The sequence below is a fragment of the Janthinobacterium agaricidamnosum NBRC 102515 = DSM 9628 genome (assembly GCF_000723165.1).
Taxonomy (GTDB): domain Bacteria; phylum Pseudomonadota; class Gammaproteobacteria; order Burkholderiales; family Burkholderiaceae_D; genus Janthinobacterium; species Janthinobacterium agaricidamnosum.
The window spans coordinates 1914921-1930133 of sequence record NZ_HG322949.1 but is presented as its reverse complement, the minus strand read 5'-3'; the positions used below and the strand labels follow the sequence as shown (position 1 = coordinate 1930133).

General features: G+C 68.8%; 7 protein-coding genes and 2 pseudogenes. 4 read left to right on the top strand and 5 right to left on the bottom strand.

Features of this window, described 5'->3' with window-relative positions:
• Window positions 1-58 precede the first annotated feature (58 nt).
• Complete coding sequence (locus GJA_RS08185; protein ID WP_051780478.1) at window positions 59-1000, top strand: LysR family transcriptional regulator; 942 nt, start codon at window positions 59-61, stop codon at window positions 998-1000.
• Window positions 1001-1191: 191 nt separating this feature from the next.
• Here GJA_RS08185 and GJA_RS08180 read toward each other — a convergent pair whose 3' ends face one another.
• Window positions 1192-1857, bottom strand: a complete 666-nt coding sequence (locus GJA_RS08180; RefSeq protein WP_051780476.1) for a helix-turn-helix transcriptional regulator — start codon at window positions 1855-1857, stop codon at window positions 1192-1194.
• 220 nt (window positions 1858-2077) lie between these two features.
• On the opposite strand from GJA_RS08180, the gene GJA_RS27185 reads away from it, so the two are divergent.
• The 3 genes from GJA_RS27185 (at window position 2078) to GJA_RS08165 (ending at window position 4308) form a co-directional block, all read left to right on the top strand.
• A complete protein-coding gene (locus GJA_RS27185) occupies window positions 2078-2542 on the top strand; it encodes a hypothetical protein (RefSeq protein ID WP_144241460.1) in 465 nt (154 codons plus the stop codon).
• A gap of 49 nt (window positions 2543-2591) precedes the next feature.
• Window positions 2592-2900, top strand: a complete 309-nt coding sequence (locus GJA_RS27770; RefSeq protein ID WP_277914396.1) for a YceI family protein — start codon at window positions 2592-2594, stop codon at window positions 2898-2900.
• 127 nt (window positions 2901-3027) lie between these two features.
• Entirely contained in the window at window positions 3028-4308 is a 1281-nt protein-coding gene (locus GJA_RS08165) for a nucleotide disphospho-sugar-binding domain-containing protein (RefSeq protein ID WP_038490820.1), read from the top strand.
• Here GJA_RS08165 and GJA_RS08160 read toward each other — a convergent pair whose 3' ends face one another.
• The 4 genes and pseudogenes from GJA_RS08160 to GJA_RS08150 form a co-directional block, all read right to left on the bottom strand.
• Window positions 4309-8466 carry a non-ribosomal peptide synthetase gene (locus GJA_RS08160; protein WP_051780472.1) on the bottom strand — a complete coding sequence of 1386 codons (4158 nt, stop codon included), beginning with the start codon at window positions 8464-8466 and terminating at the stop codon, window positions 4309-4311.
• A pseudogene (locus GJA_RS28675) lies at window positions 8463-9818 on the bottom strand (condensation domain-containing protein); the annotation flags it as partial. The gene GJA_RS08160 and the pseudogene GJA_RS28675, both read right to left, overlap by 4 nt.
• A gap of 96 nt (window positions 9819-9914) precedes the next feature.
• Window positions 9915-13136, bottom strand: a pseudogene (locus tag GJA_RS08155) (amino acid adenylation domain-containing protein); the annotation flags it as partial.
• 36 nt (window positions 13137-13172) lie between these two features.
• On the bottom strand, window positions 13173-15191 hold the full coding sequence (locus GJA_RS08150) for a non-ribosomal peptide synthetase (RefSeq protein ID WP_206778343.1): 2019 nt from the start codon (window positions 15189-15191) through the stop codon (window positions 13173-13175).
• Between the last annotated feature and the right edge of the window lie 22 nt (window positions 15192-15213).

Genomic DNA, 15213 nt, shown 5'->3' with positions numbered 1-15213 from the left:
GCCGCTGAAATAGCGCAACATTACGTCATCGCGCAATAAAAAACACGAAAGAAGCAATATGGATGATTTCAACTGGGACGACCTGCGCTTTGTCCTGGCGGTGGCGCGGCACGGCTCGGTCGCCGCGGCGGCACGGATTTTGAAGGTCACGCACGGGACGGTCTTGCGGCGCCTGCAAAAAACCGAGTTGACGCTGGGCACCCGCATTTTCGACCGGCTGGCGGCCGGCTACAAGGGGGCCGAAGGCGGCAAGCTCCTGATCGCCGCCGCCGAAACGATCGAGGCCACCGTCAATGAAACGCGGCGCCGGCTATCGGGACAGCGCGCCGAAGTGGACGGCAAAATCCGTTTCACCACCACCGACGCGCTGATGGAGTGCATGGTGTCGCCGATCCTGGCCAGCTTCCGCGCCAAATATCCCGCGATCACCGTCGAAGTGATGATCTCGAACAGCCAGCTGGACTTGCAGAAACACGCGGCCGACATAGCGCTGCGCCCCTCCGTCGCACCACCGGACAAGCTGGTCGGCAAGCGCCTCGGCCCGCTGGTGTTCGGCCTGTATGCGACGCCCGGCTACCTGGCACAAGCGGACGTGGCCAGCGTGGCCGGCCTGTACTGGCTGCTGCCGGACGGCGCGTTGGAAAACTCGTCGGTGTCGAGCTGGCTGCAACGGGCGCTGCCGAATCAGCCGGCCGCGCTGCGGGCCAACTCCTTCATCGTGCTGCGCCAGCTGGCCGAAGCGGGACTCGGCGTGGCGCCGCTGCCGGTGATGCTGGTACGGCCAGGCTCGCCGCTGCGCTGTGTCAGCATGGTGCCGAAGTCCGGCAATTCCGAACTGTGGCTGCTGACGCATGCGGATTTGCGCTATGCGACACGGATCAAGCTGTTTATCGAACACATGGCCGAGCATGTGCGGCAACAACGCGATCTGTATGGCAACGGCGGCCAATACGCCATCTGGCCGGAAACCATGCTGCAAGCCCCGTCCAGTACAGCGTAATCCGGCGCGGCAGCGTGCTTCCGGCTCACAGATGACCTCCCGGGCCTCGATAAACGGTGCGAACGGCCGCGCGCCCAGTATCGCTTCGAACGGACCGGCCGGCGTGGCAGAAGCGCGGCCGGATCGAGCACGTCCATTTAAACTCGCACTTTTACCACAATTACCGTTCAAGAAGCCTTCAGGTCATGCCCTCAGCCGGCGTCGTGATCGTCTTCCTGGCGCAGCGCCTCCAGGTAGTTGTAGACGGTATAGCGCGACACTTCCAGCGCGGCGGCGGCCCGCTCCACTCCGCCCTTGACGATGAACAGTCCGCGCTGCAGCATGTTCTTCACCGCCAGCGTCTTCTCCTTTTTGTTCATCATCGACACCGGCTTGCCGTGCAGGCGCACCGCATCGCTGATAATCTCGCGCATCAAGACATCCATATCCGGCAGCACCGCATCGGCCGGCCCGCTCTGCGGCTGCGGATGCAGCAATTTGGTCAGAAAGCTGTGGGCCATCTGGAAATGACTCAAATCGGCGTTCACGCACAGCGCCGCGTAAAGGTCGCCATTGGCGTCGCGGAACAGCACGGTCGCGGACTTCAGTTCGCGGCCGGAGCGCGTCACGGTCGCATAGCTGGCCATCACCGAATGCACCGCCTCGCCGCGCACCGACAGCTGTTCGGTGGCGTCGATAAACGCCTTGTCGTTCTTCAGGCCGCCGAGGATCGAAGCGCCCAGCCCCCGATCGGACACATGGCCATTGGCCAGCGCCACCACGGAAGTCTCAGGCTGGGTCAGATCGTGCAGCACCACTTCGATATGCGGGCCGACAATACCGCCCAGCATGTCGACGATGGGATGCAGTGCACTCATCAGCAGTCTGCGCTCCGTGACGATCTCCGGAGACAATGTGGCGCGCTTTTTAGAGAGCATGAAGGGATCCGATCCTGAATGGCGGTGTAGGAAAAATAAGCAAAGCGACAAGCAGGCATACTATATCAACAATTTGTTGCATTCGTAAGGAGAGACGCTGCGGTGCGCGGCCACAGCGCGGCAGATACGGCCATTCGGTGGCTCGTCGAAAAACAACAAAATGTATAAATTCCAGGAATTATCCACATTTCATGTAAAAATTCTTTCCACCGCCAGGCGCGCCGCCCGAACTGCCCGACCGGCGCTCGTTCCTGTCCGGCGACCTCTGCTAGCTCGACTCCGGTTTCCGGCACCCGCCAGCATCGGCGTCAAGCGGGCCGTCGATGCCCACCTGAAGCACCGCATGCTGTCGCCATCCGGCACGCCGCTGGACCGGGACCAGGTGCGCGCCAAGTTCGCCCGCCTGGTCAATGCCGACGCCGACGACATCGCCTTCGTGACCACGGCGGTCCGCTTGCATTCTCATCAAGAAGCGGCCGGCTTCGCCGCTGCCGCCAGCATCATTTCATTTGAACCTGTATCACACTATCACGTATCCAGCGTGCACAGGCATGGCGCATGCTGTCGATTTTTTGAAATAGGCTTGATGAAAATGTGCATTTCCGGACACGCCCTCAACGCCTAATATTCAGCAGTCTCGACACCACAGAAACCATTATTATGAAGTCAACAATTTGCACTTCCGGCCTGCTGCTTGCAGCCGGCATCCTGCCCCGCGTCAGCCATGCGTCCCGGGAAATCGAACCTTCCCACAGCCACACGTCATCGCTGGCGACCTGACAGTGCGCGGCAAGACCGTGCCGGTGGAATTCAATACCACGATGGCGCAGCAAATCATGAATCCGTTCCTGAAAGTGCCATCGGTCGATTTTTCCGGCAGCGCCCATGTCAGCCGCAGCGCATTCGGCATACGCACTGATCCGGCCGCGATCGCGGACGACGTGGAATTGATGTTTCAGCTGGAAATGAACAAAGTATCTTGATCACGACTCTCCGACTCACCCGCCGCACTGACGCGGCATTTCAACAAAGGATCATCAACATGGCAACCGCCACTTTCATCAACAGCCGCCCGCAAGCGGCGACCACCACAATCAACGAGGTAACAGCATGACCCAGATAATCATCGGCGCCACCGACGCCCAAGGCCACACTTCACCGATGCTGTTCATCGCCGCCGACCTGGTGCGCCGCGGCCACCAGGTGTCGTTCATCACCGGCATCCAGTTCCAGGCCGCCGTCGAAAAAACCGGCGCCACCTTCGTGCGCGTCAGCGGCGCCGCCGAATTCGACCAGGCCCTCTTCGTCTCGCCGGAACGCCTGGCGCTGCAAGGGCTGGACCAGGTCAAGTACGACCTGAAACACCTGGTCGTTGACGCCATGGCCGACCAGTACCGCACCTTGCAGCGGGTGCTGGCGCAATTCGGCGACGACCAGGCGGTGGTCTTGACCGAATCCGGCTTCTACGGCGTGGCGCCGGCATTGCATGGCGCCCCGGGCGTGCGCGCCAAGGGCTATGTGGTGGTCGGCACCGTGCCGCTGATGTTGAGCAGCATCGACACCGCGCCGGGGGGCGCGGGCTTGCCGCCCGACAGCACGCCGGAAGGACGAGCCCGCAACGCGGCCCAGAACGAATTCTTCAAACAGACGCTGTTCGGCGAAACGCAAGTGCTGTATGCGCAAGAACTGGCGCGCCTCGGCGCGACCGAACCGGCTTCGTTTATCCTGGAAACCATGGCTACGCACGCCGACAAATACCTGCAATTGTCGGTCGAGGAATTGAGCTATAAACGGTCCGACTTGCCAGCCCATATAGAATTCGTCGGCGCGCTGCCGTCGCCGCCCTCGGACGCCAAGCTGCCCGACTGGTGGCAAGATGTGCTCGATGCGGAACAGGTGGTGGTGGTGACCCAGGGCACCATCGCCAACAGCGACTTCAGCCACCTGATCGAGCCGACGCTGGAAGCGCTGGCGGGCCTGCCGGTGCTGGTGGTGGCCGCCACCGGCAGCGACGCCGTGCCGGCCCACGTGCCGGCCAATGCGCGGGTAGCCAGGTTTGTGCCGTTCGTCGACCTGCTGCCGCATACCAGCATTCTGGTCAGCAACGGCGGTTTTGCCGGCACCCAGCAAGCGCTCAGTTTCGGCGTGCCGATGGTGCTGGCCGGTGAAACCGAAGACAAGATCGAAGGCAATGCGCGCACCGCCCACAGCGGCGCCGCGATCAACCTGAAGACCCAGCGTCCGACAGTGGCGGCGATCCGCGCGGCGGTCGAGCACATCCTGGCGACCGCCAGCTACCGCCAGCACGCGCGCCGGCTGCAAGCCGAATACGCCGGCCTGGATCCGTACGCGGCCATCGCCGCCGCCATCGCCGTATTCGATACCAAGTAATCAGGCATCCAGTTCGCGCAAGCGGCGCTTGACCTCTTGCTGGAAGGCCGGCGCCAGCAGGATGCCGCGGTGATCGACGCCCGGCACCACGCTGGCGCCGGCCAGTTCGGCGTGGGCGCTCCAGTCGCGCAAGCCCGGCGCGCGCCGCTCCAGCGATGCGCCGGCCCGGAACGCGTGCAGCGGCGCCCGCAATGGGACGCCGCTGGCGTAACGGTAGCGGTCCATGATCAGCGCATTGTCGAACGCCACCCACAGGCTGTATTCGCCGCTGCCGAGCTCCGGCCCATCCAGCGGCAGTTCGGCTTCGTCCAGCAAGTGCCGCAGCGCGGCGCTCCGTTCGTCCGCCGTCATGCGCCCAAACAGCTGGCGCCAGCGCCCGGCCATCGCGGAACGCTCCAGCCAGCGCGCCAGTTTTTGCTCCGCCGCCGCGCTTTCCTGTTGCGTCAAGCCGCGCCGCGGCAGCGTGGGACTTTCAAACACATCGACCAGGCAGACCAGCGCCACCGGCTGCTTGCGCTCCTGCCCCCCTTCCCGTTCAAGCTCGCGCGCGGTGGCGAACGCCAGGTCGCCGCCGAACGACCAGCCCAGCAAGGCGCACGGCCGGCCGCCGGCATCGGCGCGGATGTGGGCGGCGTAGCGGCGCGCCAGTTGTTCCAGTTCCAGCCCATCCCAGCGCGCGGCCGTCAGCGCGTGGCAGACAAAGCTCTGCACCGGCCGGTCCTGCCCCAGCGCCTGCACCAGCGCCGCATATTCGCTGGAATTGACGTTCAGTCCCGGGAAGCAGTACAGCGGCATGCCGGCGCCGGCGCGGTTCATCCGCACCACCTCGCAATGCGCCGCCTGGTCCGCATCGGGCCGCACATCCAGCCTGAGCGCCTGCTGCATCAATCGCGGCGTGTTGAACACATCGGCCAGCGCCAGGCTGGCCTCGCCGAAGCGCCGCTGCACCTGGCGCAGCAGGCGCAACGCCAGCAGCGAATTGCCGCCCAGCGCAAAAAAGTCATCGCCGCGTCCGACGCCGGCGACTTGCAGCACCTCGCGCCAGATCCCGGCCAGCGCAATTTCAGCGGCGCCCTGCGGCGCCTCGCGTGCGCACAAGGCGCCGGTTTGCGGCCGCGGCAGCGCATTGCGGTCGACCTTGCCGGCCGGACTGAGCGGCAGCGACGCCAGGACCACGATACGCGCCGGCACCATATAGTCGGGCAAGGCCAGCGCCAGCGCCCGCTTCAATGCGGTTTCGTCCGGCACGGCGCCGGCATCGGCCGTCAGGTAGGCCAGCAACTGGCCGGCGTCGGCGATCACCGCCGCTTCGCGCACGCCGGGCTGGCGCAGCAGCTGCGACTCGACTTCGCCCAGCTCGATGCGAAAGCCGCGCACCTTGACCTGCTGGTCGATGCGCCCCAGGTACAGCAGCTGGCCGTCGGCGCGCCAGCGCACCAGGTCGCCGGTGCGGTACAGCCGCGCGCCGGCTTCGCCGCCGGGATCGGCGATGAACTTCTCGGCCGACAGGCCGGGCCGGTTCAGGTAGCCGCGCGCCAGCAGCGCACCGCCGATGCACAGCTCGCCCGAAACGCCCGGCGCCACCGGATTCAGGTCGCCGTCGAGCACATGGAAATGGCGTCCGGCCAGCGGACGGCCGATCGGGGTGCCGGCCGGCAGCGGCTCGGCGCCGGACACGCAGGCATGGCAGTCGTAGACGCTGGCGGTGACGATGGTTTCGGTCGGGCCATAGCTGTTGAGCAGCTTGACCCGGCCCAGGCCGGCCCCGGCCCACGCGCGCATGCCTTCGGGCGGCATCGCCTCGCCGGTGGCGTGCACCTGGCGCAGCGCGCCGTAGTCGCGCGCACCGTGCTCGGCAAAATCCTGCGCCAGCAAGAACCAGTAGGCGGTGCTCAGGTCGGCCACGCTGATGCGCTGTGCGATCACTTCACGGTAAAAGCGCGCGCTGTCCCACAGTTGCGGACCGCGCAGCACCACCGCGGCGCCGATGCACAGCGGCGGGAACAGCTGTTCGACAAAGCCGTCGAAATTAATCGTCGAAAACAGCAGTACCCGGTCAAGCGGCGTCAGGCCGAAGTAGCCGAGCGCCACCCGGGTATGCCCGCTCAGCGCGTGGTGTTCCACGCCGATGCCCTTCGGCTTGCCGGTCGAGCCGGAGGTGTAGATGACGTAGGCCAGCTGGGCTGGATCGACGGCGATGCGGGGATTATCGCTGTCGTAACCGTCCAGCGCCAGCGTATCGACATGAATCTTGCGGCCCGCCGGCGGCAGCACCGGCGCCAGCGCGGCGGTGGTCAGCATCAGCGCGATGGCGCTGTCGTCGACCATCGCGGCCAGCCGCTCGCGCGGATAGTCCGGGTCCAGCGCGACATAGGCGGCGCCGCTTTTCAGTATCGCCAGCACGCCGACCACCAGTTCGATCGAACGCGGCAGCGCGATGCCGATGCGCGTCTCGGCGCCGGCGCCCTGCGCCACCAGATAATGCGCCAGCCGGTTGACGCGCCGGTTCAATTCCGCGTAACCGAGCTCCAGGCCGTCGAACAGCAGCGCCGCCGCGTCCGGCGTGGCCAGCGCCTGGCGCTCGAACAGCCGCATCACCGGTACCGCGTGGTGGTCCTGGTCCGCTATCCGATGCTCGCCCAGCTGGCGCAGCAAGGCCAGTTGCCCGGGCGCCAGCAGCGCCGCGCCGCCGATCGCCGCGCCAGGCACGGCGACCATCGCCTGCAGCAGTTGCAGATAGCCGGCTTCCAGCGCGCCGGCGGCACTCTCGTCGAAGCGGTGCGCATCGTATTCCAGGATGCAGGAAAATTGCCCGTCGCCGCCGACGATATCGAGCGACAGCTCGGCCTTGTTGCCGGCCGGGTCCAGCGGCAAGGCCGTCACGGCCAGGCCGTCCAATTCCAGGGCGCGCTGGTCGGCCTGCATTTCCAGCCCGAACATGGCCTGGAACAGCGGATGGCGGCCGGTCGGGCGCGCCTCTCCGCTGCGCCGTTCCAGCAGCAGTTCCAGCGGCGCGTCGGCATGGCCGAGCGCGGCCAGCGTATCGCCGCGCACCTGGCGGCACAGTTCGGCCCAGCGCAGGTCCGGCCGCAGCCGCGCCCGATAAGCTTGCATGGTGATGAAAAAGCCGGCCACCTGCTGCACTTCCTCGCGCCCGCGCCCGGCGTTCGGCACGCCGACCGCGAAATCGCGCTGGCCGTCCAGCCGTCCCAGCAGCACTTGCCACGCGGCCAGGCAGGCGACGAAGGCGGTGCAGCCCTGCACGCGGCAAAAGTCGCGCAAGGACGCCGCCAGCGCGGCCGGCAGCGGGAAACGGCGGCGCCCGCCCGGCGGCATCGCCGCCGCCGGGTTACGCGGCGGCGCATCCGGCATCGACAGCGCCGGCACGCCGCGCAGGTAGCGCTCCCAATAATCCAGCTGCGCCGGCAAGCCGGCGCCGGGCATGCCTTGGCGCTGCCACAGCGCATATTCGGCATACCAAGCAGGGGCCGGGTCCGGCGCCGGCGCGCCGCCCCGGGCCAGCCGGTAGCCCTGCGCCAGGTCGCGCAACAGCAAGTCGTTGGACCAGCCGTCGCTGACGATATGGTGCATGCCCAGCACCAGCACATGGCGTTGCGGCCCGCGGCGGAGCAGGCGCGCGAACAGCAGCGGCGCAACGCCCAGGTCGAACACATGGTCCGCCGCCTGGCGCAGTCTTTGCGCCAGTTGCCCTGCCGCGCCTGACGCCTGCTCCAGTGTTTCGGCCAGGTCTTCAAAATCGAGCTCGAACGGCGCGCCCTCCTGCACGATCTGCACCGGGACGCCGTCACGCTGCTCAAAACGGGTGCGCAGCACCGCATGGCGCGCGATCAGCGCGCGCAGCGACGCTTCCAGCGCGGCCGGGTCCAGCACACCCCCGATCTCGAAGGCGCGCACCATGTTATAGGAGGTCAGGCCGGGATCGAGCTGTTGCAACAGCCACAGCTGATGCTGGCCGTACGACAGCGGGGCCGCCTGCCCGAACGCCACCCGCGTGCGCAGCGCCGTTCCCGCGCCGTCGCCATCGGCGCCGGCATCCTCGTCATCCAGCAGCAAGGCCAGCACATCCTCATCCATCTGATCCATCTGATCCATCTGATCCATCTGATCCATCTGCTCCATCACATCCATCCGCTTCATCGGGCCACAGCCTTGCCGGCCAACATGCCCAGTTTCTTCAATTTTGCCGCCGCACCGGCCGCCGGCGCCTTCACCGGGAGCAGCGGATCGACGGTCATCTTGTGCAGCGTGTCGAGCCACGCGTCCGCCAGCTTGCCTGCCGTGTCCGCCCCGAACAGTTCGGTGGCGTACACCAGGTTGGCGCCATAACCGCCGTCGGCCGACTGCGTGACGAACATCGCCATGTCGAACTTCGACGACACGTCCTGGTCGCGCAGCACCTCGATGTCCAGTTGCGGCAGCTTGAGCTGGCCCTGGGCCGCGTTTTGCAGCACGAACAGCACTTGCAGCAGCGGATTCCAGCGCCGGTCGCGCTCCACGCCGGACAATTCCACCACCTGGTCGAACGGCAGCTCCTGGTGCCCGAAGGCGTCCAGCGCGGCGCGCCCGCTGGCGCGCAGGAAGTCGATATGGCGCATGCCGGGCGCCAGCCGCGAACGCAGCGGCAGCACGTTGACGAAGAAGCCGATCAAGCCTTCCAGCTCGCGCTGGCTGCGGCCGGCGACGTCGGTGCCGAGCACCAGGTCGTCGGCGCCGGCCTGGCGGTGCAGGACCAGCTGGAACGCCGCCAGCAGCACCATGAACGGCGTCAGCTGGTTGGCTTGCGCCAGTGCGGCCACCTGGGCGGCCAGCGCGGCCGGCACCACGCAACGCACGGCGGCGCCGGCATGGCTGGGCTGCGCCGGACGCGCGCCGTCACATGGCAACACCGGCACCGCCGGCGCAGCGCGCAGATAATCGCGCCAGAATGCCTCTTCCGTGGCCAGCAAGTCGCCCTGCCAGCGCCGGTGCTGCCAGGCCGCGTAATCGGCGTATTGCAGCGGCAGCGGCGCCAGCGCGGCGGGCCTCCCTTCCAGCGCCGCGCGGTAAAACGCGACGAATTCGTCGACCAGCACGCCCTGCGACCAGCCGTCGGCGACGATGTGGTGCACCACGAACGACAGCACATGCTGCCGCGGCCCGGTGCGCAGCACGGCGGCGCGCAGCAGCGGCGCCCGCGCCAGGTCGAACACCCGGCCGGCATGTTCGGCCAGCGCCGCATCGATATCGGACTGCGCCCGGCCGTCCAGTTCCAGCAGCGGCACCTCCAGCGCCACCTGCGCCGCGATCACCGCCCGCGGTTCGCCGTCGTCGTCATCGACATAGGCGGTGCGCAGCACTTCATGGCGCGCGACGATCTGCTGCAGCGCGGCGCGCAGCGCGGCCAGCGACAACGGCCCCGACAAACGCAGCGCCGAAGCCATGTTGTAGGCGGCGCGCTTGTACGGCGTGCCGGCCAGCCGGTCCAGCAGCCACAGGCGGCGCTGCGACAGCGACAGCGGCATGGCGGCGCCGCGCGGTACCGGCAGCAACGCGATCTCCGCGACCCCGGCCCGACCCGCCACCGCATCGGGCGGCGCCAGCCGGGCCGCCATCGCCGCCAGACCCGCATGCTCGAAGACGTCGCGCAAGGCCAGCATGCCGAGGCCGGCCTGTTTCAGGCGCGCGATCAGGCCGATCGCCAGCAGCGAATGGCCGCCCAGCGCGAAGAAATTATCGTCGCGTCCGACCCGCGACACCCCCAGCACTTCCGCCCACACCGCCGCCAGCGCCTGTTCGGCGGGCCCCTGCGGCGCGGCATATACACCATGCTCGCTCTCAGGCTCGGGCAGCGCCTTGCGGTCCACCTTGCCGTTCGCGTTCAGCGGCAGCGCATCCAGCGCCACCAGCTGCGCCGGCACCATATAGTCCGGCAGCACCGCCGCCAGCGCCGCCCGCAGCACCGCTGCGTCGCCGCGCGGCGCCACATACGCCACCAGCCGCAGGCCGCCCGCGCCCTGGCGCGCCACCACCACCGCCTCGCTGACGCCGTCCTGGGCCAGCAGCTGCGCTTCGATTTCGCCCAATTCTATCCGCAAGCCGCGCAGCTTGACCTGGTGGTCGATCCGGCCCAGGTATTCCAGTTGGCCGTCGCCGGACCAGCGCACCAGGTCGCCGGTGCGATACAGACGCCCGCCGCCGCCAAACGGATCGGCGACGAAGCGCTCGGCCGTCAGCGCGCCGCGCCGCAAATAGCCGCGCGCCAGTCCCGCGCCGCCCAGGTACAGTTCGCCCACCGCGCCGCGCGGCACCAGCTGCAGTTCCGGCCCCAGCACATGGGTTTCGGTGGCCGCGATCGGCGCGCCGATCGGCACCGACAGCGCGCCGTCGGCCACACAGGTCCAGTGGGTGACGTCGATCGCCGCCTCGGTCGGGCCGTACAGGTTGTACAGCGCGGCCTGCGGCAGGCAGGCGAACGTGCGCGCCTGCAGCTCGGCCGGCAGCGCCTCGCCGCTGCACACGATGCGGCGCAGGCTGGCGCAATCAGCCGCGCCTTCCGCTTCCAGGTGCGCGATAAACGCCTGCAGCATCGACGGCACGAAGTGGATCGTGTCGACCTGGTGCCGCGCGATGCGCGCGACCAGCAGCGCCGGATCCTTGTGTTCGCCCGGCGCCGCCAGCGCCAGGCGCGCGCCCTCGCTCAACGGCCAGAAAAACTCCCATACCGACACGTCGAAGCTGAACGGCGTCTTTTGCAGCACCGTGTCGCCGGCCTGCAAACCGTAGGCGTCCTGCATCCAGGCCAGCCGGTTGTTCAGCGCGCCGTGACGGTTGGCCGCCCCTTTCGGCTTGCCGGTCGAACCGGAGGTATAGATCGCGTACGCCAGGTTGTCGTCGCGCAGCGGCGGGACCGGGTTATGCTCCGGCTGCCCGGACACATCCAGCGTATCGAGTTGCAGCACCGTCGCGCCGGGCGCCCACGGCGCCGGCTCGGAACCGGTCAGCAGCAGCGTCACGCCGCTGTCCTGCGCCATATAGGCCAGCCGCTCGACCGGGTAATCCAGGTCGAACGGCACATACGCGCCGCCGGCCTTCAGGATCGCCAGCAGGCCGACCACCAGCGCTTCCGAGCGCTGCAGCGCGATGCCGACCAGGCTGTCGGGACCGACGCCCAGCCCCGCCAAGTGGTGCGCCAGCCGGTTGGCCCGCACATTCAGTTCGGCGTAGCTGAGCGACTGTGCGCCGCACAGCAGCGCCACCGCGTCGGGCCGCGCGGCCACTTGCGCCTCGAAGCGGCGCTGCACCGGCGCCATGGCCGGATAGGCGCGCTCATTGCGGCCCCAGGCCATCAGTTGCCGCCGCTGTGCGGGCGGCAGGAAATCGGCCTCGCCCAGCGCCTGCTGCGGATGATCGGTCATCAGTTCCAGCAGCCGCTGGTAGCCGTCGCGCAAGCGCTCGATGGTGGCGGCGTCGAACATGCCGGTGCCGTACTCGATGGCGCAATGGACCTCGCCGCGCACCACGAACATTTCCAGCGACAGGTCCAGCTTGGCGCTGCCCGGTTCCAGTTCCAGCGCCGCCACCTGCAAGCCTTGCAGCGACGGCGTATCGTCGCCGTCTATCATTTGCAAGCCGAACATGGCCTGGAACAGCGGCTGGCGCGTGGCGTCGCGCGTGGCGTAGCGCGTGGCGCCGCGGCGCCGCTCCAGCAGCAATTCCAGCGGCGCGTCCGCATGGTTCAGCGCCGCCAGCGCATCGCCGCGCAATTGCCGGCACAGTTCGGACCAGCGCATGTCCGGCCGCAGCCGCGCGCGGTAGACTTGCATGGTGACGAAGAAGCCGACCAGTTGCTGCAATTCTTCGCGGCCGCGGCCGGCGCTCGGCACGCCGACCGCAAAATCGTCCTGCCCGCTGTAACGCGCCAGCAGCACTTGCCAGGCGGCGAAGAAGGCGACAAATTCGGTGCAGCCCTGCTGCCGGCAAAAGGCCAGCACCCGCGCCGACAGCGCGGCCGGCAGCGTAAAGCGCAACTGCGCGCCGGCATAGGCGGCCTCGCCGGCGGCAGGACGCGCGCGGTCGCCCGGCAGCACCAGCGGCGGCACGCCGCGCAAATAGGCGTCCCAATAATCGAGTTCGGCCTGCAGCGCCGGCGTCTCCGCGCGGCCGCGTTGCCAGGCGGCGTAATCGGCGTAGCGCAGCGGCGGCGCGGGCAGCGTGATCTCGCTGTCATCCGCGCCGAGCGCCTGCCGGTAAGCGGACGCCAGGTCGCGCATCAGCACCGCGTTGGACCAGCCGTCGCTGACCAGGTGGTGCATGCCGATCACCAGCACCTGCTCGCCCGGCCCGGTCAGGTACAGGCGCGCGAACAGCAGCGGCGCGCTGGCCAGGTCGAACACCGTGTCCGCCGCGTCGCGCAGGCGCTGCCGCAGCTGCGCCGCGCCGGCCGCGCCATGCTCCAGCGTCTCCACCCGCAGCGCCAGCGGCGCATGCTGCTGCACCACCTGCACCGCTTGCTCGTCACGGATCTCGAAGCGCGTGCGCAGCACATCGTGGCAAGCCACCAGCGCCTGCAGCGCGCGTTCCAGCGCCGCCGCGTCGAGCGCGCCGGACAGGCGGAAGGCGCGCACCAGGTTGTAGGCCGTCAGACCGGGCTCCAGCTGGTGCAGCAGCCATAACTGGCGCTGGCCGTACGACAGCGGCGCCGGCGCGGCGCCAGGCCCGCGCCGGACGATCGCGTCCGGGCCGTCGCCACTATCCTGTTCATCCAGCAGCAAGGCCAGCAAATCCGGGTCGAACTCCGTGGCTGACGCTTGCTGCAACTCCTGGTCCATCTCGCTCATCGATTGATCCGATCTCTTGTTCATGAATTACGCGGCCTGGCCCTGGCGCGAACGCTCCAGCAAGGCGGCGCGCTGTTCCGGCGTCAGCAGCGCCAGCTTGCGCTGCGCCTCGGCCAGCTTGTCGAGCTGGGCGGCGTCCGGGCTGACGCCGCGCAGCAGCCGCGCCAGCGCTTCCACCGTGGCGTGGTCGAACACCAGGCCGGGCGCGATTTCGACCTTCAGCAACTTGCGGATGCGCGCGGTCAGCTTGATTACCAGCAGCGAATGGCCGCCCAGTTCGAAGAAGTCCTGGTCGACGCCGATTTCCTGGCGCGCCAGCAAGCCGGCCATGCAATCGGCCAGCAGCCATTCCAGCGCATCGCGCGGCGCCACGATGGCCGCGCCGCGTTCCGGCGGGGCCGACAGCGCCAGCGCGGCGCGGTCGATCTTGCCGTTGGCCAGGCGCGGCAACTGCGCCGCGAACAGATAGCGCCCCGGCAGCATATGGGCCGGCAGCCGCGCCGCCAGGTGCGCCCTGAGTTCCGCCTCGGCGCCCTGCGCGCCATCGTCATGCACCAGCACCGCCAGCAAGCCGGCCTGGCCGGCCTGGTCCGGCACCGCCAGCACCACCGCCTGGCGCACGCCCGGCGCCGCCAGCAGGACCGCCTCGATTTCGGCCGGCTCGACGCGGTAGCCGCGTATCTTGACCTGGTGGTCGGCGCGGCCGGCCAGTTGCACGGCGCCGCTTGGCATCAGCCAGGCCAGGTCGCCGCTGCGGTACAGGCGCTGGCCCGGGGCGGCCGGATCATCGACGAAGACCGCCGCGCCGTCGCGGTTCAGGTAGCCGCGCGCCAGTTGCGCGCCGCCGATATACAGCTCGCCCAGCGCGCCGGCCGGCACCAGCCGCCGCTGTCCATCCAGCACCAGGATGCGGCAATTCGGCAGCGCGGCGCTGAGCGGCAGTACGCCCACCGGCGGCGCGGCGCCGTCGACGGCGTGGATCATCACGCCGACGGTGGTTTCGGTCGGGCCGTAATGGTTGTAGATGCGGCAGGCTGGCGCCAGCCGCAGCATGCGGCCGATCAGCGCGGCCGACGCGGCCTCGCCGCCCAGCACCACGCGTTGCGGCAGCAGCGCCTCGTCGCAATCGAGCAGCGCTTCCAGGTGCGACGGCACCAGCTTGACGGCGTCGATCTGCTGGCTGCGCAGGAAGCGCGCGAACGATGGCGCATCCTGCATGTCGGCCGCGCCGGCGATCACCAGGCAGGCGCCGTTGTACAGCGCGCCGAACAATGCGGTATTGCCCAGGTCGGCCGCCACGGTGCCGGTCAGCGCCCAGCGGCGGCTGTCGCCCAGTTGCATCGCCTGGGATGCGCCGGCCACATAGTTCAGCAACTGGCCGTGTTCGACGATGACGCCCTTCGGCGTGCCGGTCGAGCCGGAGGTGTACAGCAGATAGGCGATGTCGCCGGCGCCAGCAGGCACCGGCCCGCTGTGCTCGGCGCCGGCCGCCAGCGTTTCCAGCACCACGTCCAGCGCGAACTGCGCGGGCCAGTCGGCGCCCGCACTGTGCAGCGCCGCCGTGCTGGCGTGCAGCAGCAGCGCGGGCCGGGCGTCGGCCAGGATCGCGTCGCGCCGGCCGGCCGGCCAGTGCGGGTCCAGCGGCAGGTAGCCGGCGCCCAGGCGCCAGGCCGCCAGCAGCGCCACCACGAACGAGGCGGAACGTTCCAGGTTCAGGCCGACCAGGTGGCCACGGCCGACGCCCTGGCCAGCCATCCAGTGCGCCAGGCGGCTGGCGGCCTGGTCCAGCTCGCGGTAATTCAGCGTGCTGCTGCCGTCGACGATGGCCGGCGCCTGCGGCGTATCGGCAGCCAGTTGTCCGATGCGCTGGCCGACCAACACGTCGCCGAAATCGACGCTGGCGGCGCTGGCGCCGCCGACCGCGCCGGCCGGCAAGGTCAACTCGGACGGCGCGGCATCCGGCTGGTTCGAGCAGCCGTCCAGCAGCGCCAGGTATTGTTGCAGCAGGATCGCCGCGTCGGACGACTGATAATGCGCGCTCGCCACCTGCAGCGCGGCCGACGGCCGG